General features: G+C 70.4%; 18 protein-coding genes. 12 read left to right on the top strand and 6 right to left on the bottom strand.

Annotated features, from left to right (window positions below; all coding sequences use genetic code 11):
- The first annotated feature begins 61 nt into the window (after positions 1 to 61).
- From H976_RS0109420 to H976_RS0109395, 6 genes are read left to right on the top strand one after another with little or no spacing between them, the layout of a single operon-like run.
- On the top strand, positions 62 to 535 hold the full coding sequence (locus H976_RS0109420; RefSeq protein ID WP_027861329.1) for a hypothetical protein: 474 nt from the start codon (positions 62 to 64) through the stop codon (positions 533 to 535).
- On the top strand, positions 532 to 1,680 hold the full coding sequence (locus H976_RS25490; protein ID WP_036225516.1) for a glycosyltransferase family 4 protein: 1,149 nt from the start codon (positions 532 to 534) through the stop codon (positions 1,678 to 1,680). Before H976_RS0109420 ends, H976_RS25490 begins: the two co-directional genes overlap by 4 nt.
- Positions 1,680 to 2,531 carry a lysophospholipid acyltransferase family protein gene (locus tag H976_RS0109410; protein WP_027861328.1) on the top strand — a complete coding sequence of 284 codons (852 nt, stop codon included), beginning with the start codon at positions 1,680 to 1,682 and terminating at the stop codon, positions 2,529 to 2,531. The genes H976_RS25490 and H976_RS0109410 overlap by 1 nt, the downstream gene beginning before the upstream one ends.
- Positions 2,524 to 4,929 (top strand): DUF2206 domain-containing protein, encoded by a 2,406-nt coding sequence (locus tag H976_RS0109405; RefSeq protein ID WP_027861327.1) that lies wholly within the window; start codon positions 2,524 to 2,526, stop codon positions 4,927 to 4,929. Before H976_RS0109410 ends, H976_RS0109405 begins: the two co-directional genes overlap by 8 nt.
- Positions 4,926 to 6,227 carry a lipopolysaccharide biosynthesis protein gene (locus H976_RS0109400; protein WP_027861326.1) on the top strand — a complete coding sequence of 434 codons (1,302 nt, stop codon included), beginning with the start codon at positions 4,926 to 4,928 and terminating at the stop codon, positions 6,225 to 6,227. The genes H976_RS0109405 and H976_RS0109400 overlap by 4 nt, the downstream gene beginning before the upstream one ends.
- A complete protein-coding gene (locus H976_RS0109395; RefSeq protein WP_027861325.1) occupies positions 6,224 to 7,399 on the top strand; it encodes a CDP-glycerol glycerophosphotransferase family protein in 1,176 nt (391 codons plus the stop codon). Before H976_RS0109400 ends, H976_RS0109395 begins: the two co-directional genes overlap by 4 nt.
- Here H976_RS0109395 and H976_RS0109390 read toward each other — a convergent pair.
- Positions 7,379 to 8,524: an acyltransferase gene (locus H976_RS0109390; RefSeq protein ID WP_027861324.1), complete on the bottom strand. Its 1,146-nt coding sequence runs from the start codon at positions 8,522 to 8,524 to the stop codon at positions 7,379 to 7,381. The two genes, H976_RS0109395 and H976_RS0109390, sit on opposite strands and share 21 nt — an antisense overlap.
- 145 nt (positions 8,525 to 8,669) lie before the next feature.
- Between H976_RS0109390 and H976_RS0109385 the strand changes: the two genes are divergently transcribed.
- The 3 genes from H976_RS0109385 (at position 8,670) to H976_RS0109375 (ending at position 11,814) form a co-directional block, all read left to right on the top strand.
- Positions 8,670 to 10,496, top strand: coding sequence for a fibronectin type III domain-containing protein (locus H976_RS0109385; RefSeq protein WP_081682793.1), 1,827 nt, complete (start codon positions 8,670 to 8,672; stop codon positions 10,494 to 10,496).
- A gap of 107 nt (positions 10,497 to 10,603) precedes the next feature.
- Positions 10,604 to 11,434, top strand: coding sequence for an SGNH/GDSL hydrolase family protein (locus H976_RS0109380; protein ID WP_155918118.1), 831 nt, complete (start codon positions 10,604 to 10,606; stop codon positions 11,432 to 11,434).
- Between the two features lie 29 nt (positions 11,435 to 11,463).
- Entirely contained in the window at positions 11,464 to 11,814 is a 351-nt protein-coding gene (locus tag H976_RS0109375) for a phosphomannose isomerase type II C-terminal cupin domain (RefSeq protein WP_027861321.1), read from the top strand.
- Between the two features lie 21 nt (positions 11,815 to 11,835).
- On the opposite strand, the gene H976_RS0109370 is transcribed toward H976_RS0109375, so the two are convergent.
- The 5 genes from H976_RS0109370 to cysC form a co-directional block, all read right to left on the bottom strand.
- Complete coding sequence (locus H976_RS0109370) at positions 11,836 to 13,086, bottom strand: sulfate adenylyltransferase subunit 1 (RefSeq protein ID WP_027861320.1); 1,251 nt, start codon at positions 13,084 to 13,086, stop codon at positions 11,836 to 11,838.
- Positions 13,087 to 13,157: 71 nt separating this feature from the next.
- The gene (gene cysD / locus H976_RS0109365; RefSeq protein ID WP_027861319.1) at positions 13,158 to 14,072 is read right to left on the bottom strand and encodes a sulfate adenylyltransferase subunit CysD; all 915 of its coding nucleotides are present in this window, start codon (positions 14,070 to 14,072) and stop codon (positions 13,158 to 13,160) included.
- Between the two features lie 128 nt (positions 14,073 to 14,200).
- Positions 14,201 to 15,604, bottom strand: a complete 1,404-nt coding sequence (locus H976_RS0109360) for a sugar transferase (protein ID WP_027861318.1) — start codon at positions 15,602 to 15,604, stop codon at positions 14,201 to 14,203.
- Between the two features lie 165 nt (positions 15,605 to 15,769).
- A complete protein-coding gene (locus tag H976_RS0109355; RefSeq protein WP_027861317.1) occupies positions 15,770 to 16,696 on the bottom strand; it encodes a sulfite exporter TauE/SafE family protein in 927 nt (308 codons plus the stop codon).
- Positions 16,693 to 17,877: an adenylyl-sulfate kinase gene (gene cysC, locus H976_RS25485; RefSeq protein ID WP_051276567.1), complete on the bottom strand. Its 1,185-nt coding sequence runs from the start codon at positions 17,875 to 17,877 to the stop codon at positions 16,693 to 16,695. Before cysC ends, H976_RS0109355 begins: the two co-directional genes overlap by 4 nt.
- 42 nt (positions 17,878 to 17,919) lie before the next feature.
- Here cysC and H976_RS0109345 point away from each other — a divergent pair, with 42 nt between their 5' ends.
- The 3 genes from H976_RS0109345 (at position 17,920) to H976_RS28680 (ending at position 20,182) form a co-directional block, all read left to right on the top strand.
- Positions 17,920 to 18,891, top strand: a complete 972-nt coding sequence (locus H976_RS0109345) for an asparaginase (protein WP_027861316.1) — start codon at positions 17,920 to 17,922, stop codon at positions 18,889 to 18,891.
- 147 nt (positions 18,892 to 19,038) lie between these two features.
- Positions 19,039 to 19,482 carry a helix-turn-helix domain-containing protein gene (locus H976_RS25480; protein ID WP_051276565.1) on the top strand — a complete coding sequence of 148 codons (444 nt, stop codon included), beginning with the start codon at positions 19,039 to 19,041 and terminating at the stop codon, positions 19,480 to 19,482.
- 1 nt (position 19,483) lies between these two features.
- Complete coding sequence (locus tag H976_RS28680; protein WP_051276563.1) at positions 19,484 to 20,182, top strand: hypothetical protein; 699 nt, start codon at positions 19,484 to 19,486, stop codon at positions 20,180 to 20,182.
- Positions 20,183 to 20,328: the final 146 nt, after the last annotated feature.

Raw genomic sequence — 20,328 nt, 5'->3', positions numbered from 1 at the left:
TGTTGAGACACCGGGACGCGCCCGGTGCCCAGCAACCCGTCGCACTCCCGAGAAGGACTCCGTGGACACGCCCGAGACCCCCACCTCCACGCGCTGGTTCCAGCGGGTGCTGCCGGTGACCGGGCTCGCGCTGGCTCTCGTGGCCCTGGCCGCCCTCGTCGTCCCCGCCTTCCGTGACCAGGTGGAGCTGTCCACCAGCCGGCAGCCCGAGCCGTACGTCGAGCTGTACTTCGCCCGCTCGGCGGCGCCCAACGGCCAGGCCGTGTGCACGGCGCAGTCCGGCAAGGCAGTGGTGCGGTTCGTCGTCGGCAGCCACCTGCCCAAGGAGCAGCCGGTGGCCTACCGGGTCGTCGTCGACCCCGTTGCCAAGGGCGTGAGGTCTTCCCGGGCTGTGGGGTCCGTGCGCGTCGCCTCGGGTGCCTCTGCCCTGGTCACGCAGGCGCTCGTCCGCCCCCGCAAGGGCTACACCGTCTCGGTCAGCCTGCCCGCGCAGGGTCAGCAGCTCCGCGCGCACTGCCCGGGCCGGCGACCATGACCCGGCTCAAGGTCGCGCTCGTCACGCCTCGCTTCCCACCTGATGTGGGTGGCCTGGAGGGCTACGTCGGCTGGCTGGCGCAGGTGCTCCAGCAGTCGGGTCGCTACGACGTCACCGTGATCACGACCGGCACCTCGACGCGGAGCCGTCACGAGACCTTCCACGGCATCCCCGTGATCCGGCTCGGCACCTGGCTGACCCTGTCGAACACCCCGGTGAACCCGCTCTGGTGGTGGCAGGTACGCCGCCTGCTGACCCGCCTCGACGTCGACGTCGTGAACGCCCACGCGCCGGTCCCCGGACTGGCCGACGTCGCGGCCCTGCGCTCACCGGTGCCGGTCGTGATGACCTACCACTCGGGCTCGATGGTCAAGGGCGGCCACCCCGCCGATGCGCTGCTCCGCGCGTACGAACGACACGTCCTGCCGCGAGTCTTCGCCCGCTGCACCGACCTGGTCGCGGTCTCGCCGGTCTCGCTGGCGCACGCGACCGGCCGGGCTCGGCTGGTGCCGCCGGGCGTGGACACCGACCTCTTCCGGCCCCCGATCCACGACGCCCCCCGCGGGCCGGGCGTCCTCTACGTCGGTCGCGTCGAGCGCACCTCCCGGTGGAAGGGACTGCACGTGCTCGTGGACTCCCTGGGCCGGCTGCGCGAGACCGTGCCCGACGTACGCCTCGACATCGTCGGCGACGGTGACGACGTGCCCGCACTTCGGCAAAGGGCCGAGGCGCTCGGTGTGGCTGACGCGATCGAGTGGCACGGCCGGGTCGAGCACGACGAGCTGCCTGCGTACTACCAGCGCGCCGGGGTGACGGTGCTGCCGTCGCTGACCGAGTCGGAGTCCTTCGGCATGACCCTGGTCGAGGCGATGGCGACCGGTTGCCCGGTGGTGGGCTCGGCGACGGGAGGCATCCCGTTCGTGGTCCGCGACGAGGTCGACGGCCTGCTGGTGCCGCCCGGCGATGCCGGTGCGCTCGCCGACGCCCTCGCCGTCGTACTGACTGATCCCGCCCGCGCCGCTGCCCTGGGCGCGGCCGGGCGCGAGGCGGCCCGGGCGCGGTGGGACTGGAGCCGCCAGGAGGACCGCACGCTGCGCGTGCTCGACCAGGCCGCCCGACCCGGCCTCAGGAAGGTGGATGCGTGATGGCCAGCCTGGCCGACCTCGTGGAGTCGATCCGCCGGCACATCCCTCGGGTGCTGCTTCCGGTCGTCGTCGCCGTACGCTTCCGGGCTGCCTGGTGGCGCCCGTCGGTGCGGGCCGAGGCGCGCGAGCAGATGCGGTTCCTGCTCGAGCGCGCCCGACCGGACGCCGACCTCGACGCCGCTGCCCGGGCCTACGTGAAGGCCCAGATCTGGCGAGGCGAGCTGCGCTGGCACCCCGAGCTGATCACCCGGATGCGGGTGGAGGGCCTGGAGCACCTCGAGGCCGCGCGGAGCGGTGGCCGTGGCGTGATGCTCAACTTCGTGCACCACGGCACCTACGAGGGGGCCTTCGCCTCGCTGTCCCGTCTGGGTGCCCCACCGCACATGGTCGTCTACCCGTACATGGTCCGCGACGACGCCCCGCGCTGGCTCAAGCAACACATGAAAGTCGCCTGCACGGGTGGCGGCGTCCGGGTCAGCGCCGAGGTCGGCACCCAGGGCATCATCGACCTGCTCAACCAGGGCGCGATCGTGGCCGTGGCCTCCGACGTCCCCGGCCGTACGCCGCTCCGGTTCGTCGGACGCGACGTCCTCGGCTCCTTCGGGGCAGCCAGGATCGCCGCCGACGCCGGTGTCCAGGTCGTGGTGATGAGCTACGTCCTCGACGAGCAGGGACCCTACGTCCGGTTGCACGAGCCGCTCGAGCCGAAGGACTTCGAGAACCCCCAGGCCCTGCTCGAGGAGATGGTCGCGCGTCACGAGCGGGTCATCCTGCAGTGGCCCGAGCTCACCGACCTTCCGCTGTCGCGCTGGGGCACACCCGCGCCCGCCGACGAGGCGAGCCATGTCTGAGGTGTCCGCCCGCCACCGCCACGGCGGCATGTCCCTCGCGAGGATCGGTCGAGTCCCCAAGGAGCTCTTCGCGACCCACCCCCTCCAGCGGTTCTGGGCTGCGGTGCCGCTGCTCGTCGCCGCGCTCGTCGTGGGTCTCGAGCTCGACGTGCCGGTCGTGCGGCCGCTGCTCGCCCTCGGGCTGCTCGTCGGGTTCCCCACCCTGGTGCTGTTCCGCCGGGCGCCGTTGCTGACCGACAGCCCGGCCGCCCGGCTCTGCTACTCGTTCGGCGCCAGCATGCTGGCCCTGATCGTCGTCGGTTTCGTGGTCAACTTCGCGCTGCCCGTCGTCGGGGTCGACCACCCGCTGGCACCGGCTGCGCTGGCGGTCACCTGGCTCGTCCTCGACCTCGCCCTGCTCGCCTGGCGTCCGGGCACCCCGCTCGTCGGCTCGTTCCCGGTCGTCGACGTCGTCCGTCGAGCCCTGACGGCCCGCTTCGAGCTGGTGCAGTCCCTGGCTGTCGGCGCGGTGCTGCTGGCCGTTGTCGGCGCCGTACGCCTCAACAACGACGCGGGTGCCGGGTTCGCCCTCGTCGGCCAGGCTCTGGCCGCTGCCGCGCTGCTCGCGCTCATGGTCACCCGCGAGGGCAGCCTGTGGCGCGACGTCCGGTCGCTGTTCCTGGTCGCCACCAGCCTGCTGCTCGCGACCTCGCTGCGGGGCTGGACGATCACGGGGCACGACATCCAGGCCGAGTTCCTCGCCTTCCGGCTGACCGACGGCGCCCAGCGGTGGCAGATGGGCGCCCTCGAGAACGCCTACAACGCCTGCCTGAGCGTGAACATCCTGCCGACCGTGCTCACCCAGACCACCGGGCTCTCCGGCGAGGTTGTGTTCAAGGTCCTGCTGCAGCTGGTCTTCGCCGTCGTACCGGTGCTCACCTTCCTGTACTCCCGGCGCTTCCTCTCACGTCGGCTCGCCCTGGTGGCCACGACGTTCACGCTCGCCTTCCCCACCTTCTTCGTCGACATGCCCTACCTGGTGCGTCAGGAGATGGCCTTCTTCTTCCTGGCCTTGGTGCTGCTGGTGGCCACCGACCGTCGTACGCCGTGGCAGCGGCCGATGGTGGCCCTCTTCGGACTCGGCGTCGTGCTGTCGCACTACTCGACGACGTACGTGATGCTGATGGGCCTGGTGACCGCCGTGGTCGCGATGGTGGTCCTCCAGGCCGTGCGACACCGGTTCCGTGGGCAGGAGGGCACCGCCCGCACCGCCGCCCGCTCGACCTTCGGGCTGGTGCTGCTCAACCCGGTCGTGATCGGCTTCCTGGTCGCGGCCAGCCTGCTCTGGGCCGGACCGGTCACCCACACCGGCGGCCACGCCTCCGCCGTTCTCAAGCAGACGGTGGCCGCCATCACCGGCAACGGCCAGGACGGCCCGGGCTCCTCAGACACCTCCTACCGGTTGTTCGCCAAGGACAGCACCACGCCCCGCGACCGGCTGAACAGCTACGTCGGCAAGACGATGACCTACCGCAACCAGAAGATCGCCCCGCAGGACCTGCTGATCCGGCACCCCGGCCGGGCCGAGCTGCGACCGGAGATCGTGCCGGCCGGGCGGGCGCCGCTGACCCCGGTCGGGAAGCTGCTGGACTCGCTGGGAGCCGACCCGGTCCACGTCAACGCTGCCGCCAAGGTCGCCTGCGCCGGGCTGCTGCAGGTGTTCCTGCTGCTCGGCCTGGTCTGGCTGCTCTGGCGCCGTCGGGGCGCCGGTGACCCACCGCGCCCGCCGCGCGAGGTCGCCTTCCTGTCCGTCGGTGCGGTGGCGGCCCTGGGACTGATCGTGCTGGTGCCGAACCTGTCCGTCGACTACGGCGTCCTCCGCGCCTTCCAGCAGACGCTGCTCGTGGTCGCTCCTTTGATGGCCGCGGGACTGTGGATGGTGCTGCGCCGACTGGGGTCCAGAGCCGGGACGCTCGTGGTGGCGATCCCGGTCGTGGTGCTGCTGATCCTCGGCGGGGTGCTGCCCGCGCTCATCGGCGGTCAGCAGCAGCGGCTCGCGCTGGCCAGCTCCGGCAGCTACTACGACCGCTTCTACACCTCGGACTCCGAGACACAGGCCATCGACTGGCTGGCGCGGACCGACGCGGCCACGCAGTACCACTCCAAGATCATCGGCAACCGCAACGTGATGGTGAAGATGCTGGCCGCCACCGACAACGCCGCGCCGATCGCGGACCGGCTCTACCCGACGCTGCTGACCCGCGACGCCTTCGTGTACGTCGACCGGCAGATCCTCGACGAGGGCCGCTCCACCATCTTCTACACCGGCGACCTGATCAACTACGTCTACCCGCAGCAGGAGCTGGCCCGACGCCTCGACCTCGTCTACAGCTCCCCGAAGAGCCGGATCTACCGATGAGCGCCGTGATCGCCAGGCTCCGGTCCGCCCGGTCCGACCAGCTGATGGTCAACTCGGCGCTGATCTTCCTGACCACCGTGCTGATGGCCGGCGGCGGAGCGGTGTTCTGGGTCATCGCGGCCCACGTGGCCAGCCCCTCGGACGTCGGACTGGCCGGCTCGCTGGTCGCTGCCGCCGACTCGCTGGCGCTGTTTGCCCAGCTGGGGTTGAACATCGCGATCCTCAAGACGATGCCGACCAGCGACCGGAAGGCCGCCGACGTGACCACCGCGGCCGTCGTCGTCGGTGTCGCCGGGGCCGGCTTCGCCCTCGTCTACTGCCTGCTGCTACCCGTCACCTCCCCGAGCTTGACCTCCGTGCTGGGCTCGCCGGTGGCGATCGGCATCTACTGCCTCCTGGTCGGCGGCACAGCGGTCAACGTGCTCTCCGACAGCGTCTTCCTGGCCGTCAACCGGGTCCGCGACTACCTCCGGCTCAACGGCATCATGCTCGGCGTCATCAAGTGCGCGCTGCCCTTCGCGCTGGCCGGCCTGGGTGCGCTGGGGCTGTACGCCTCCGTGGGCGGCGGCATCGCGGTCTGCGCGGCCGCCAGCCTGTGGGTCATCTTCCGCCACGTGCCGGGCCGTCGGTCGTTGTCACCGTCGCGGACGCTGCTCGACGCCCGTCGGTTCGCTGGCGCGGGCTACGTCACCTACGTGCTCACGGTGCTGCCGCTGCTGGTGTTCCCGCTGCTGGTGATCAACGCCCGGGGGTCGGCCGACGGGGCGGCGTACTTCATCAGCTTCCAGATCGTCACCCTCCTGCACGCCGTGATCCTGGCGGTGGCCAACGCGGGGTACGCCGAGAGCGAGCGGGCGACGAGCGGCCGACGCCAGCTCGTCCGCAAGTCGGGCCTGACCCTGATCGTCTGCTCGGCCGCCGGGGCGGTGCTGATGTACCCGCTGGCGCCGTACTTCCTGCAGATCTTCGGCCCGCACTACGTCGACCAGGGCACCTGGACGCTGCGCGTGCTGTCGTTCGCGACCGTCGGCGCCGCCTTCAACTACTGGGGCGCGATCCGGCTCCGCCTCGCCAGCCACCTGCCCGCGATGATCGGGGTGCAGGTGCTGAGCACGATCGTGATGCTCGGCCTGGCCGCCACGCTGGCCTCGCACGGGACGGTCTGGGTCGCCGCCGCGTGGGGCATCGGGCACCTGGTGGGTGGTGTCGCCGGGTACGCCGCGAGCACCTCGATCGCCCGCTTCCGCGACACCGTGCCCCACTCCGACGAGCTGCCGGCGCCGGTCGAGGCTTCATGAACCTGCGGGACCTCGCCGTCGCCACCGTCCTCCGGCTGCTCCGCGTCACCCTGACCGTCCTCTCCGGGGTCGTCCCGCAGTCGCGGTCGGTCGTCGTCTCGGCCTACCCGGAGACCGAGGGCAACGCGTTCGAGGTGGCGCGGGCGCTTCTGCGGCGGTACGCCGGCCGGGTGGTCTGGCTCCGTGAGTCGGGTCCGGCTCCGGCCGAGGTGCTCGAGCTCGCCGAGCAGGGGATGGTGCTGGTGCCGAAGGCCAGCCTCCGCGGGCTGGTCGCCTACCTGCGGGCCGAGGTGGTGTTCTTCACCCACGGCCTCTACGGCAGCCCGCGGCCCACCGCTCGCAAGCCGATCGTCAACCTCTGGCACGGCGACGGCCCGAAGGACGTCCGGCCGGAGAACGGTGTCGGCGGGCAGATCTCCAGCACCTGGTTCGTCGGGAGCACCGCCCTCTTCTCCGGCTACCAGGCCGCCGCATTCGGCGTACGCGAGGACCACGTGCTGCTCACCGGCAACCCGCGTACCGACCAGCTGTGGCGCCCGGTGGACGCCGAGCGGCTGGCCCGCCTTGGCGTCACCGCTGACTTCGTGGTCTGGATGCCGACGTTCCGCCGGACCCGGGCGGTGGGCGCGATGCGGGAGCAGTCCGAGCTCGCGGAGGGCGCCGAGGACGGGCACGAGCAGATCCGGGCCCTCCTGGCCGGGTTGCGCGCGCGGGGGCTCCAGCTGGTCATCAAGCCGCACCCCATGGACGCCGAGGAGCGGCGCTGGGAGGGCGCCGTCACGATCACCGACGCCGACCTCGTGCGGGAAGGCGCGAGCCTGTACGGCGTCCTCGGCGCCGCGCGTGGCCTGGTCACCGACTACTCCAGTGTCTGGGTCGACTACCTGCTCCTCGGCCGACCGATGGCCTTCCTGGTCCCCGACCGCGACAGCTACACCCGTCAGCTGCTCCCGGCCGATGTCCTCGACTGGGCACCGGGCGAGCTCGTCGGGCCTCGCGAGCCGTTCGCTCAGTTCCTCGAAGACCTCGAGTCCCACGGCTCCCAGGGCGCCGGACAGCGCGCGCAGGTCGCGGCCAAGATCGGCCTGACGCCGTCCCGCACGGCGGCCGAGGACCTCCTGACCGCCCTCGGGGAGCGGCAGGTCCTCGAGCTACGCCGCCTGGCGGTCTGAGGGGTCCAGCGGCGCCGGTTGGTCTGCTGTCGGTGTCGGACTCAGGACGTCGCTGCGCGGACGCAGGAACGGCCGCTCCAGGAACCGGTAGCTGGCAGCGGTGAGGGCAGCCGTCGCCGCCACCGTGAGCAGTCCGAGGACCGGTCGCGACAGGCCGAGGTCGGCCCTCTCGAGCAGCAGCATCGGCACGATGTGCCACAGGTAGAGGCTGTAGCTGCAGCGCCCGATGGCAGCCAGCCACGGGTGGCTCAACAGCCGGTGGACCGGCCCGCCAACGTTTCCGTAGCCGGTGAAGATGAGCACCAGGGTCGCCAGCGCCGCGACCGGCACCTCGACGTAGCGGTAGAGAGGGCTGTGCGCGGCCGGCGCGAACACCGTGATGGCGCCGAGGGCCACCAGCGCGGCCCAGGGGGCGGACGAGGGGACCCTGCCCATGACTCGGCCCGTGCCCGTCGGGGCGCCACCGGCCTGGAACCACAGCGCGAGCGACGCGCCGACGAGCAGCTCGGCGAAGCGGGCCGACGGGCCGAAGTAGAACCAGAAGTCGCTCAGTGGCAGGGCCACGAGGTAGAGCGGCACCGCAGCGACCAGGCTGCCGACGGCCAGCCGTCCGGGGCGCACGCCCCGCGCCCGCGCGGCGAGCACGACGACCGGCCAGAGCAGGTAGAAGTACCACTCGATGGCCAGCGACCACGTCTGCCCGAACGGGTGCAGTGCCGGCAGCCAGAAGCTGCCGCTCTGGCCGGCGGCCCAGAGGGCGGAGAGCTGGGACAGCGAGAACACGCCACGTCGCGCCACCTCGCCCGGGTCGAGCGGCGCTGACGGGACGACGGCGTAGAGCACGATCGAGCCGAGGACCAACCCGAGGAGGGCGGGGTAGAGGCGGATCACCCGACGCCGGACGAACACCCACCAACCGGCGCCCAGCGAGCGCGGAGCGCCCGAGCGCCACAGCATCGTGGTGATGATGAAGCCGCTGAGCACGAAGAACACATCCACACCGATGGACCCGCCGTGCAGGAAGGGCGAGTACCAGGAGAGCCAGTGCAGGGAGAGGACGGCGCCGATCGCGAGCGCGCGGATGCCGTCGAGGTAGTCGAACCGCCCCGTCTGCGCCGTGCCCACTGCCACCCCCTTTAACCGAGACTCCAACGATTCACAAAGCCGGGGGTTAGGTCTGGTCTAATCCCGGTCTACTGTCGGCTCCCACGTGGCGAGACGAGTGGGCGTTCGATGATTGAAACCGGACAAATGTGCCGATCATTGGAGCATGCGACGAACCCTTGCCGCTGCCGGCGTCACTCTCGGCATGCTCTCGGCTGCCCTGTTGACGCCTGCCCACGGCGGCTCCAGCGCCGCGGCCGCGGACATCGCTCCGCTCCCGGCGGTGCAGGCGGACTCGCTGGTCGATGCCTACGGCGTCGGCATCCACCTGCCGTTCCTGGACACGCCGTACCGGGACGCCACTGCCGTCGCGAACGCGCTCGGCGACCTCGGCGTGCGCCACGTCCGTGACGACCTGCGCACCAACGACGCGCGCGAGTACGCCGGGATCAAGACGGTCGCCGACAAGGGCATCAAGTTCAACCTGATCATGGGCAACCCCTCGAGCACCGACAGTGCCGCGGCGTACGTCGACACCGTCGCGAACCTGCTGCCGGCCGGGTCGGTGGAGAGCCTCGAGGGCAGCAACGAGTGCGACCTCTCCGGCGACCCGCTGTGGCCGGTCAACCTGCTGACGCGCCAGCGGGAGCTCTACCAGGCCGCCAAGGCCAACCCGGCCACCGCGGCCCTGCCCGTGCTCTCACCCGCCCTCGCGTTCAAGTGGAACTACGTCCCGGCCGGTGACCTCTCCATGTACGCCGACTACGCCAACGGCCACATGTACCCGGGTGGCTACAAGCCCTCCAACGAGGTCAGCCAGATCACCTCCGCCATCCGCGGGTCGATCCCGACCACCAAGCCGCTGGTCACCACCGAGGCGGGCTACCACAACGCGCTCAACACCACGAACGGCCACCTCCCGGTGCCGGAGGACGTGGCCGGCGTCTACACCCCGCGGGTGCTGCTCGAGCACTACCTCCGCGGTGAGAAGCGGGTCTACACCTACGAGCTGCTCGACGAGTTCGACGATCCCGGACTGACCGACCCCGAGGCCCACTTCGGCCTGCTGCACCGCGACTTCACCCCGAAGCCGGCGTACACCGCGATGAAGAACCTGCTGGGTCTGCTCAGCGACCCCGGCCCGGCCTTCACGCCGCAGGCGCTGCCGATCCAGGTCACCGGGTTCCCCGGCGACGGCAAGTACATCGTCACCCAGAAGCGCAACGGCCAGTACGTCGTGCTGATGTGGCGTGACATCCAGATCTACGACCCGGTGACCAAGCAGCCCACGCCCGTGACGCCCACGAGCACGACGGTGCAGCTGGGCAAGACCTCCAGCGTCCAGGTCTACCGGCCCTCCGAGCAGTCGGGCCCGGTCAGCCAGACGCAGGCGGCCTCGTTCCCGATCCAGCTGGACGGCTCGGTCACGGCGATCACCATCGACAAGCTCCCCGCTCCCGCACCGACCTCGGTGACCGCCACCGCGGGCAACGCCGCCGCGACGCTGGCCTGGCAGCTGCCGACCACCGACGCCGACATCACCGGATTCGAGGTCACCCGCCAGCCAGGCGCCGTGACCACCACGGTGGGCCCGACCGCGCGCTCGTACGCCGCCACCGCGCTGACCAACGGCACCAGCTACACCTTCTCGGTCAAGACCCTCTCGCCCGACGGGAGCTCCGCGGCGGTGCCCGCTCCTGCGGTCGTGCCGAAGGCCCCGGTCACGGTGCCCTCGGCGCCGACGATCACCGCGACCACACCCGGCTCCGGCAGCATCACCGTGACCTGGACGGCTCCAGCCACCGGCGGCAGCGCGATCACCGGCTACCAGCTGCTCAACGGCACCAAGACCCTCAGTGTCGGTCCCACGGTGCGGAAGGCGACCCTCACCGGTCTGCCCAAGAACACCAAGACGCGGGTCGTCGTGCGTGCCAAGAACGCCGTGGGCTGGAGCGCCTACGCGTACTCGCCGTACGTCACCACCAAGAAGTAGACCAATCGGTGCCAACCGCGCATTCCCTCCGCTGACCTGCGCATTCGCGGTCTCGAAACCTGCCGAACGGCACTCGTAGCCACCTCGGACGTGGGTACTTTGCCAGCGTGCGGCCACGTCTTCGATCCCTCGGCCCCTGGGAGTACACCGCGTTCGCGGTGTTCTTCGCGGTCGCCGTCTACACCGGTTGGGTGGCCTGGGACGTCCACGATGCAAGCTCGGACACGGTCGATGCCTCCCTCGGCAGCTCGCCGTCCTCGCCCTCGCCCTCGGTGCAGGTGGCGGCCCCCGAGTCGCCGATGACGCCGCCCCCGCTGCGTCCGTTCCGTGCCGCCGCCCGGAGTGCCGGCACCGTCCTGGTGATCGGGGACTCCACCGGTGCCGGGCCGGGCGCCTGGGTCGACCTCGTCGCCCAGGACCTCGGCGAGCAGCACCGGGTCGCGCTGCACGCCTGGGACGAGAGCAGCGGCCAGTTCGCCGAGGCGCCCACGTCGTACGGCGAGACCGGACCCCGCCTCGAGGTCTGGAACCTCAGCTACCACGGGGTCGACCCCGACTACGCCGACCACCTCGACGGGGTGCCGCTACCCGACATCGTGCTGCTCGACATCGGTCACGACCGTTCCCCGCGGGAGCTGGCACGGACCGCCACCCTGACCCTCGACGCTGTCGGAGCACGATGGGGCGACGTCCCGACGGCCGTCGTGCTCCAGAACCCGTCGGTGCTGGACGAGGAGCAGCAGCAGCGCCGAGGGGTGAAGCGGCTCACCAGGTTCGCCGCGGAGTACGGCGACCCCGTCATCGACGTCTACGCCGCGTTCGAGCGGTCGGACCCCGGCCTGAGCTTCGTCACGGCCGACTCGCGGCCGACCGAAGCCGGCTCCCGGCTCTGGGCCGACGTCGTGGACCGGGCCCTGAGCGTCACCACCTCGCGATGAGCCACGCGGCATCGCATATCTTGACGCCCATGGCCATCGACTCCGAGCAGCGCCCGTGGGGCTCGTGGCACGTCATCGACGTCGCCGACGGCTACAAGATCAAGCGCATCCACGTGAACCCCGGCTCCCGGCTGTCGCTGCAGAGCCACGAGCACCGTTCCGAGCACTGGGTGGTCATCCAGGGCGAGGCCACCTGCGAGATCAACGGCGTCGAGTCCGTCGTCAGGCACGACGAGTCGATCGACGTACCCCTCGGGGCGAAGCACCGACTCGGCAACCAGGGCGACGAGGAGCTGGTCATCGTGGAGGTGCAGCTCGGTGCCTACACCGGCGAGGACGACATCTGCCGCTACGAGGACGACTACGGGCGCTCCGACTGACGCGGAGCACCTGCCGGCGACTCAGTCGCTGCTGTTGATCATCCCGGCGCCGACGGTGACCCCGGTGGCCTCGTCGATCAGGATGAAGGACCCCGTGGTGCGGTTCTTCGAGTAGGGGTCGCACAGCAACGGCACGGTGGTGCGCAGCTGCACCCGACCGATCTCGTTGAGGCCGAGCTCCTTGGTCTCCTGGTCGCGGTGCAGCGAGTTGACGTCGAGGCGGTACTGGATGTCCTTGATCAGCGCCCGGCCGGTGCGGGTGGTGTGCTTGATGGCCAGCTTCTGGCGCGGGCGCAGCGGCTCGTTGGTCATCCAGCAGATCATCGCGTCGATGTCCTGGCTCGGCTTCGGGGCGTTCTTGACCCGGGCGATCATGTCGCCGCGACTCACGTCGACATCGTCGGTCAGGCGCACCGTCACCGACATGGGCGGGAACGCCTCGTCGATCTCGCGGTCGAACAGGTCGATGCCCTCGATCGTGCTGGTCAGCCCGCTGGGGAGTACGACGACCTCGTCGCCCGGCTTGAGCACGCCACCGGCGATCTGGCCGGCGTACCCGCGGTAGTCGTGGAACTGGTCGGACTTCGGCCGCACGACGTACTGCACCGGCAGGCGCGGGTCCATCAGGTCGCGGTCGGAGGCGACGTGGACGTTCTCGAGGTGGTGCATCAGCGAGGAGCCGTTGTACCAGGGCATGTTCTCCGACCGGGTGACGACGTTGTCGCCGTTGAGCGCGGAGATCGGGATGACCTCGAGGTCGGGGATGTTCAGCTTGGTCGCGAAGGCCGTGAACTCGCGGTGGATCCGGTCGTAGACGGACTTGTCGTAGTCGACGAGGTCCATCTTGTTGACGGCCAGCACGAGGTGCGGCACCCGCAGCAGCGACAGGATCACCGCGTGGCGGCGCGACTGCTCGGTGAGGCCCTGGCGGGCGTCGACGAGCACCAGGCCGAGGTCGGCGGTGGAGGCGCCGGTGACCATGTTGCGGGTGTACTGCACGTGGCCCGGGGTGTCGGCGATGATGAACTTGCGCTGCGGGGTGGCGAAGTAGCGGTACGCCACATCGATGGTGATGCCCTGCTCCCGCTCGGACCGCAGGCCGTCGGTCAGCAGGGCGAGGTCGGTGTAGTCGTAGCCCTTGGACTGGCTGGTCGCCTCCACGGCCTCGAGCTGGTCCTCGAAGATCGCCTTGGAGTCGAGCAGCAGCCGCCCGATGAGCGTGGACTTGCCGTCGTCGACCGAGCCGGCGGTGGCGAAGCGCAGCAGGTCCATCTGCCCGACACCGAGCTCGTCGAGCGAGGGGTTGTCGGAGCTCTTGCCTGGAGCGTTCTCTGGGGTGGCCATCAGAAGTAGCCCTCCTTCTTGCGGTCCTCCATGGCAGCCTCGGAGAACCGGTCGTCACCTCGGGTGGCACCGCGCTCGGTCACCTTGGCGATGGCGACCTCCTCGATGATCTTCTCGATCGTGTCAGCCTCGGACTCCACGCACCCGGTCAGGGTCAGGTCGCCGACGGTGCGGAAGCGCACGGTCTTCTCGACGACCTCCTCGCCGGACTTGGTCGGGTTGAAGTCGCTCTCGGAGAGCCACATGTTGTCGCGCTTGAACACCCGGCGCTGGTGGGAGAAGTAGATCGACGGGATCTCCACCTTCTCCTGGGCCAGGTAGTGCCAGATGTCGAGCTCCGTCCAGTTCGACAGCGGGAAGATCCGCATGTGCTCGCCACCGTGGATGCGCCCGTTGTAGAGGCTCCACAGCTCGGGGCGCTGCATCTTGGGGTCCCACTGCCCGAAGTCGTCGCGGTGGGAGTAGACGCGCTCCTTGGCGCGGGCCTTCTCCTCGTCCCGGCGCCCGCCACCGAACGCCGCGGTGAAGCCGTTCTCCTCGATGGCGTGCAGCAGGGTGCCGATCTGGTGGCGGTTGCGGCTGGTCTTGCCGTCGTCGACCACGATGCCGTTGGCCAGGGCCTCCTCGACGCTGGCCACGATCAGTCGTACGCCGAGCCGGTTGACCCAGTTGTCGCGGGTCTCCAGCACCTCGGGGAAGTCGTAGCCGGTGTCGACCTGGAGGACGGGGAACGGGATCTTGGCCGGGTAGAAGGCCTTCTCGGCGAGCCGGAGCATCACGATGGAGTCCTTGCCGCCCGAGAACATCAGGACCGGCTTCTCGAACTCGGCCGCGACCTCGCGGAAGATGTGGATGGACTCGGCCTCCAGCTGGTCGAGCTGGCTGAGCCGGTAGTCGGCGTGGGACTGCGTCATCGGGCGGGTGAACCTCTCGTCAGGACAGCAGCCGCCATCGTACCGAGAATCGGTAGACATTCAGCCAAGTGTCCGGCGGCCAGCCTAGATGGGGCAGCGAGCGCCGGCCCTGCGTGGAGCGCTCGGGCTCAGTAGGCGCCGCGGGAGCCGAAGACGGCACCCCAGGTGCGGGCCAGGATGGTGAGGTCCTGGAACATCGACCAGTTGTCCACGTAGTAGAGGTCGAGGCGGATGGCCTCGGACCACGACAGCTCGGAGCGGCCGGAGACCTGCCACAGGCCGGTCATGCCGGGGCGCACGCGGAGCCGGCGAGCCATGTCGTCGTCGTACTGGGCCACCTCGTGGCGCAGCGGCGGACGGGGACCGACCAGGCTCATGTCGCCGACGAGGACGTTGACCAGCTGGGGCAGCTCGTCGAGGGAGAGCCGACGCAGCCACCGGCCGGGAGGCGTGATGCGCGGGTCGTTCTCCATCTTGAACAGGCCACCCTCGTAGCCCTGCTGCTTGTGCAGGTCGATCAGGAGCTCCTCGGCGTTGGTCACCATGGTGCGGAACTTCCAGCAGTAGAACGTCTTGCCGTCGCGACCGACGCGGGTCTGGCGGAACAGGATCGGACCGCGGTCGAAGCGCCACACCTTGTAGGCGGAGAACGCGAAGACCGGCGAGAAGAAGAACAGCAGGCAGAGCGAGCCGATGATGTCGAAGGTCCGCTTGGCGCGGCGTACGGCCTCGGCCGAGCGGGGCTTCTCGAGGTGGATCAGCGGCATGCCGCCGACCGGACGGACGCTGATGCGCTCGCTGGACACGTCGGTGACGCTCGGCGCGATGACCACGGCGACGTCCTCGTGCTCGAGGTCCCAGGCCAGCCGGCGCATGTCGGTGGCCGAGTCGACCGCACCCCCGGCGAGGAAGACCACGTCGGCCTCGGCGTCGATGGCGATCTCGGCGATGGAACGGGCAGAACCGAGCAGCGGGATGCCCGAGTGGGTCATGGAGCGCTCGCCCGGGTCGGGCAGCAGGGCGCCGACGACGTTGTAGCCGAGCCACTTCTCACGACGCAGCACGCTGGCGATCTCGTCGACGTGACCCTCGTTGCCGGCGATCACGACCCGGTGCTGGAGGGCGCCGTGGGCACGGGCACGGTGGATGCTGCGGCGCAGCATCCAGCGACCGAGCACGAGCACGGGGATGCCGATCAGGAAGCAGAGGACGAAGAACCCGCGCGAGAGCTGGAAGCGCAGCAGGTAGCAGCCGATGCCGACGGCGGCCGCGGTCCACAGCGAGGCGTAGACCATGTGCTTGTACTCGTCGAGGCCGGCGCCGAAGACCTGCGGGCGGTAGCCGCCGAGCAGGAAGATCGCCGTGACCCAGCCGACGATCATGACCGGCCCGGCAATGGTGAGGGTGCTGCCGACGTCGGTGGTGCCGAGCTGGGCGAACGGGATGGACTCGCGGCCGAGGATCGCAGCGAAGACGCTGAAGGTGACCAGGACGAGGTCCGTGCCGAATGCGACAGTTGGGATGTAGCGCAAACCGCCACGTGCTGGCGCGCTGACTCTGGTGGCTGCCACCAAAGAGGTCGTCATTGGAATCCCCCGATTTCAATCGATGCTCACCGACAGGGAGCGATCGAATGCCCACTGTAGGAGTAATGAACTCTGGTGGCCCGTTTGCGATACGGGAGGGGGTCTCGCGGTCTAGTCCGGGAGCCGCCACGCGGCAGCGTTGTTGTCGAAAGCGGGTATGCCTCGACGTTGGCGCACGAACCCCCACACGAGCGGTCCGAGCAGCAGCAAGCCGGCTCCGATGATGCCGACCCACTCCGGCGGCACCCCGAGCATCTTCAGTCCAGTGATCGAGAGCACGATCACGATGCCGCGCCTGATCACCGACTGCGACACCCAGGCCGCCATCTTCGCCCCGAGGAAGGTGCCGGGCGTCCCGCCCAGGATGAGCGGGATCAGCACGGGCCAGGTGACACCTTCGGTGACCACGTGGCCGACGGCGGCAGCGAGGACGAGCGGCACCGCCTGGACGAGGTCGGTCCCGACGAGGCGTACGGCGGACAGGGTCGGGTAGATCAGCAGCAGCGCCACCATGATCAGCGAGCCGGAGCCGACCGAGGTGATGCCGACGAGCAGGCCGCCCACGGCACCGACCAGGACGGTGGGCACGACGCGGATCCGTGGCTCGTCGTCACTGACCACGTTGCCGCCGGTGACGTAGCGCAGCTGGAGGTACATCCGCAGCGTGTAGGTCCCGGCGGTGAAGAGCAGGGCGTAGCCGATCATCGTGGTCAGGAAGTCCTGCTGCGCGGCGGCGTCGCCCACGCTCTTGACGATGAACCCGCCGGCGAACGCGAACGGCACCGAGCCGACCATCAGCAGGCCGGCCAGCCGGAGGTTGGGCGAGCCGCGACGCCAGTGGACCGTGGCCCCGACCGACTTGTTGATGCTGGCGGCGACCAGGTCGTTGGCGACCGCCGCGGTCGGGTTGACGCCCAGCAGGATCAGCGCCGGGGTCATCAGCGCACCTCCGCCCATGCCGGTCAGGCCGACGACGATGCCGACCCCGAAGGCCACCACGAGCACGGAGAGGGCGGAGGTGGTGAGGAGGTCGTTCACGCTGGGTCCTCCGCATGAAATGGCAGGACCGGAAGCAGGTCCTCGAGACAGTCCTCGATGGTGCGGCCGGTGGTGTCGATGTGGACGGCCGCGTCGGTCGGCTCGTCGTACGGGCTGGAGATGCCGGTGAACTCGGGGATCTCGCCCGCTCGCGCCTTGGCGTAGAGGCCCTTGCGGTCACGTCGCTCGCACTCCTCCAGCGGGGTCGAGACGTGCACGAGGACGAAGCGGGCGCCGGCGTCCTCGACCATCTGGCGCACCTGCTTGCGGGTGGTGTCGAACGGCGCGATCGGCGAGCAGATGGCGATGCCGTGGTGCCGCGCGATCTCGGCCGCCACCCAGCCGATCCGGCGGATGTTGGTCTCGCGGTCCTCCTTGGAGAAGGTCAGCCCCTTGCTCAGGTTCCGTCGTACGACGTCGCCGTCCAGGCTGGTCGCGGTGCGCCGGCCGTCCTCGAGGATCAGGTCGTGCAGGGCGCGGGCCAGGGTCGACTTGCCGCTGCCGGAGAGACCGGTGAAGAAGACCACGAAGCCGCGCTCGTCGTCGCCGGGCTGGTCCTGGTCGACGATGGTCGCGATCTCCTCGGGCCACTCGCCCTCGCCGGGCACCGCGAGGACGTCGCCGGTCGCGTAGTTGGCCGCCACTTGCTGGCCCAGCTCGTGGTCGTAGGCCGGCACACCGTGGGACGGGAGCGGTGCCGCCACGACCGAGGCGTCCGGGAGCAGCTGGGCGGCGGCGAGGCTCGCGCGGATCAGGCCGACGGGGGAGACGCCCTGAGGGGTGCCGGTGCCACTGAGCGCGAGGAGCACGACGCGGCGGCCGGCCGCGGTCTCCTCTACCAGTGCCAGGTCCTGGTCGGTGAGCGGAGCGGCGACGGGGACGAGCAGCGCTCCGTCGTACTGCCGGCGCGCCTCGGCCGGGGTCAGGTGCAGGCGCCGGAACGGACCGTAGGCCGGCGTCGCGAGCGGGGTCAGCCGCTCCGGCGTCCACAGCGCCAGCGGGAGCCCCTCGGGGTCCACCAGCTCGACCTCGCCGGCGTCGGCCAGCTCCGGCGGGAGGAGCAGCGTGACCCCGGGGTCGGAGACGTCGCCGAAGTTCGCGAGCGGGGCAAGCGCGCCCGACAGCAGCAGCTCGAGGTCGTCCAGCTCGCGGGCGCTCGGACAGTGTTGCGGTGCGGGCACCGGGCAATGGTGCCAGAACGGGCGCCCGATAGCGTCCGACGCATGACAGCCCCCGTCGTCATCGCAGAGATCGTCCGCTCCGGCTTCGTCGAGGGGCACCACTACGGCTCCTGGGTGGTGCTGGACCGCGACGGCACCGTGCTGGCTGCCGCCGGTGACGTCGAGAGCCCAATGCTGCCGCGGTCGTGCAACAAGCCGGTCCAGGCCCTGGGCATGCTCGAGGCCGGCCTCTCGCTGGACGGCGAGCTGCTGGCGCTGGCCTGCGCCTCGCACTCGGGAGAGGCGTTCCACGTCGAGGGCGTACGCCGGATCCTCGACTCGGCCGGTCTCGACGAGGGGGCGCTCCAGACGCCGCCGGACTGGCCCCTGGACGACGACCGGCGTGAGGAGCTGATCCGGGCCGGGCAGTCCCAGGCGCCGGTGCTGATGAACTGCTCGGGCAAGCACGCAGCCATGCTCGCGACCTGTGTCGTCAACGGCTGGCCCACCGAGACCTATCTCGCTGCCGACCATCCTCTCCAGCAGGCGATCGCCGGGACCTTCGCCCGCACGACGGGGGAGGCGGTCGAGCACGTGGCGACCGACGGGTGCGGCGCCCCGCTGCTGTCGACGTCGTTGACCGGTCTGGCGCGCGCCTTCGCCCGCCTCGCCCGGGCGTCGACGGGGCCGGCCTTCGCCATCGCCTCCGCCATCCGGTCGCATCCCGAGTACGTGTCGGGCACCCGGCGCGACGAGCTCGCCCTGCTCCGGGCCGTCCCGGGCGCCATCGGGAAGGCCGGCGCCGAGTCCTGCTACGCGGTCGCCCTGCCCGACGGCCGCGCCTTCGCGACGAAGACCGACGACGGCGCGGCCCGCGCGCGGCCGGTGGTGATGGCGGCGTTGCTCGAGGGGCTCGGCGTGACGGCTGAGCCCGGTGTGGACGGTGACGCGGTGCGGCGCACGGGCGAGGCGGTGCTGCTCGGCGGCGGGCGACCGGTGGGTGAGATCCGGGCCGTCGCCCCGAGCTCGTCCTGACGATCGGTGCCGATAGCCCTCTGACCTCCGCGTTTGCTGCTGGCTAGCACCTCAAACGACGTGTTTACATCGTGAGATATGGGTTTTGTGACCACCTTCACCGTGTTCTCGGTTGCTTTTGCTTGCAGGAGTTAGCACCATGGAGCCATGGCCAAGATCAAGGTCGGGAAGACCGTCGAGTCGCTCGGGGAGTACCTCCGCGAGCAGCGCGTCAATGCCCAGCTCTCGCTGCGGCAGCTGGCGGAGCAGACCGGCGTGTCCAACCCCTACCTGAGCCAGATCGAACGTGGTCTGCGCAGGCCGTCCGCCGAGGTGCTGCAACAGCTCGCCAAGGCACTCCGGATCTCTGCCGAGCAGCTCTACGTGCAGGCGGGGATCTTGAACCCTGACGACGGTCAGGTCCGCTCCGTGGAGCTGGCCATCCTCGGGGACCCGGTGCTCAGCGAGCGGCAGAAGCAGTCCCTCCTCGACGTCTACCAGTCGTTCAGGACGGTCGCCGAGAACGTGCACGACACAGCAGCATCCGAGCCCGCACCTCTCATCGAGGAACCGGGGCTCGACACCACCACCATCATCATCGAAGGAGATTGACATGGCTAAGACCCAGTTCAATGTCGAGCAGCTGAAGGCCGAGGCCGTCAAGCCGCTGTACGCCGTTGCCGGCGCGACCGAGATCGCCTACGAGCTCGCTCGTGGCTACACCGCCGAGGCGCAGAAGCAGGCGCAGGAGCGCCTCACCGGCGTCCAGTCCCGCGTCAGCAAGATCGAGCGCGACCCCAAGGCCCTCCAGGGCCAGGCCGTCACGCTGGTCAACGCCCGCATCGACGAGCTCCAGAAGGACGCCAAGGACGCGCAGGCCAAGTTCGAGGCCCGGGTCACCGAGCTGCAGAAGGACGCCAAGGCCCTTCCGGCCAAGGTCCAGGCGCAGGTCGAGGAGGCCGTCACCGAGCTGACCAAGGCCTACGGCGACCTCGCCGACCGTGGCGAGAAGCTCGTGGCCGCCATCCGCAAGGACGGCGTGAAGGCTGTCACCGCCGTACGCAAGGCTCCGGCCAAGTCCACCGTGGCGCGTCGTCAGGCTGCCAAGAAGGGCGCGGCCAGGAACGCCCCGGCCTCCAACGCCGCCGCGACCAAGGCTGCGGGCAACCAGTCCAAGCCGGCCGCCAAGAAGGCGACCGCGCAGGGCGGCGCCAAGGGTGGCGCGACCACCGCGAAGAAGACCGCTGCCAAGAAGAGCACCGCCAAGAAGACCACCGCGACGCAGGCCTCGGCCACCAGCGCCTCGGCCTGATCGAACGCTCGTCACCGACGGGTGACGAGTAGTCCGACCTCTGGTGACCCCTCCCTTCGCCAGAGTCGGGCCGACGGGCCCCCGGGTTTCCCGGGGGCCCGTTGCTGCGTCCGGATGGTGCGCCCGGATGCTGCGTCCCGCCGGTA

The organism is Marmoricola sp. URHB0036 (assembly GCF_000426045.1).
Classification (GTDB): Bacteria; Actinomycetota; Actinomycetes; order Propionibacteriales; family Nocardioidaceae; genus Marmoricola.
The sequence above is the reverse complement of the archived record's forward strand: the minus strand, read 5'-3'. Positions and strand labels throughout refer to the sequence as shown.

What these genes read in the sequence shown, in the direction of transcription:
- H976_RS28680 (WP_051276563.1), top strand. Translation starts at nt 19,484, where the DNA reads ATGGCTAAGACCCAGTTCAATGTCGAGCAGCTGAAGGCCGAGGCCGTC.
- H976_RS0109400 (WP_027861326.1), top strand. Translation starts at nt 4,926, where the DNA reads ATGAGCGCCGTGATCGCCAGGCTCCGGTCCGCCCGGTCCGACCAGCTG.
- H976_RS25490 (WP_036225516.1), top strand. Translation starts at nt 532, where the DNA reads ATGACCCGGCTCAAGGTCGCGCTCGTCACGCCTCGCTTCCCACCTGAT.
- H976_RS0109410 (WP_027861328.1), top strand. Translation starts at nt 1,680, where the DNA reads ATGGCCAGCCTGGCCGACCTCGTGGAGTCGATCCGCCGGCACATCCCT.
- H976_RS0109370 (WP_027861320.1), bottom strand. Translation starts at nt 13,086, where the DNA reads ATGGACCTGCTGCGCTTCGCCACCGCCGGCTCGGTCGACGACGGCAAG.
- H976_RS0109345 (WP_027861316.1), top strand. Translation starts at nt 17,920, where the DNA reads ATGACAGCCCCCGTCGTCATCGCAGAGATCGTCCGCTCCGGCTTCGTC.
- H976_RS0109405 (WP_027861327.1), top strand. Translation starts at nt 2,524, where the DNA reads ATGTCTGAGGTGTCCGCCCGCCACCGCCACGGCGGCATGTCCCTCGCG.
- H976_RS0109375 (WP_027861321.1), top strand. Translation starts at nt 11,464, where the DNA reads ATGGCCATCGACTCCGAGCAGCGCCCGTGGGGCTCGTGGCACGTCATC.
- cysD (WP_027861319.1), bottom strand. Translation starts at nt 14,072, where the DNA reads ATGACGCAGTCCCACGCCGACTACCGGCTCAGCCAGCTCGACCAGCTG.
- H976_RS25480 (WP_051276565.1), top strand. Translation starts at nt 19,039, where the DNA reads ATGGCCAAGATCAAGGTCGGGAAGACCGTCGAGTCGCTCGGGGAGTAC.
- H976_RS0109385 (WP_081682793.1), top strand. Translation starts at nt 8,670, where the DNA reads ATGCGACGAACCCTTGCCGCTGCCGGCGTCACTCTCGGCATGCTCTCG.
- H976_RS0109395 (WP_027861325.1), top strand. Translation starts at nt 6,224, where the DNA reads ATGAACCTGCGGGACCTCGCCGTCGCCACCGTCCTCCGGCTGCTCCGC.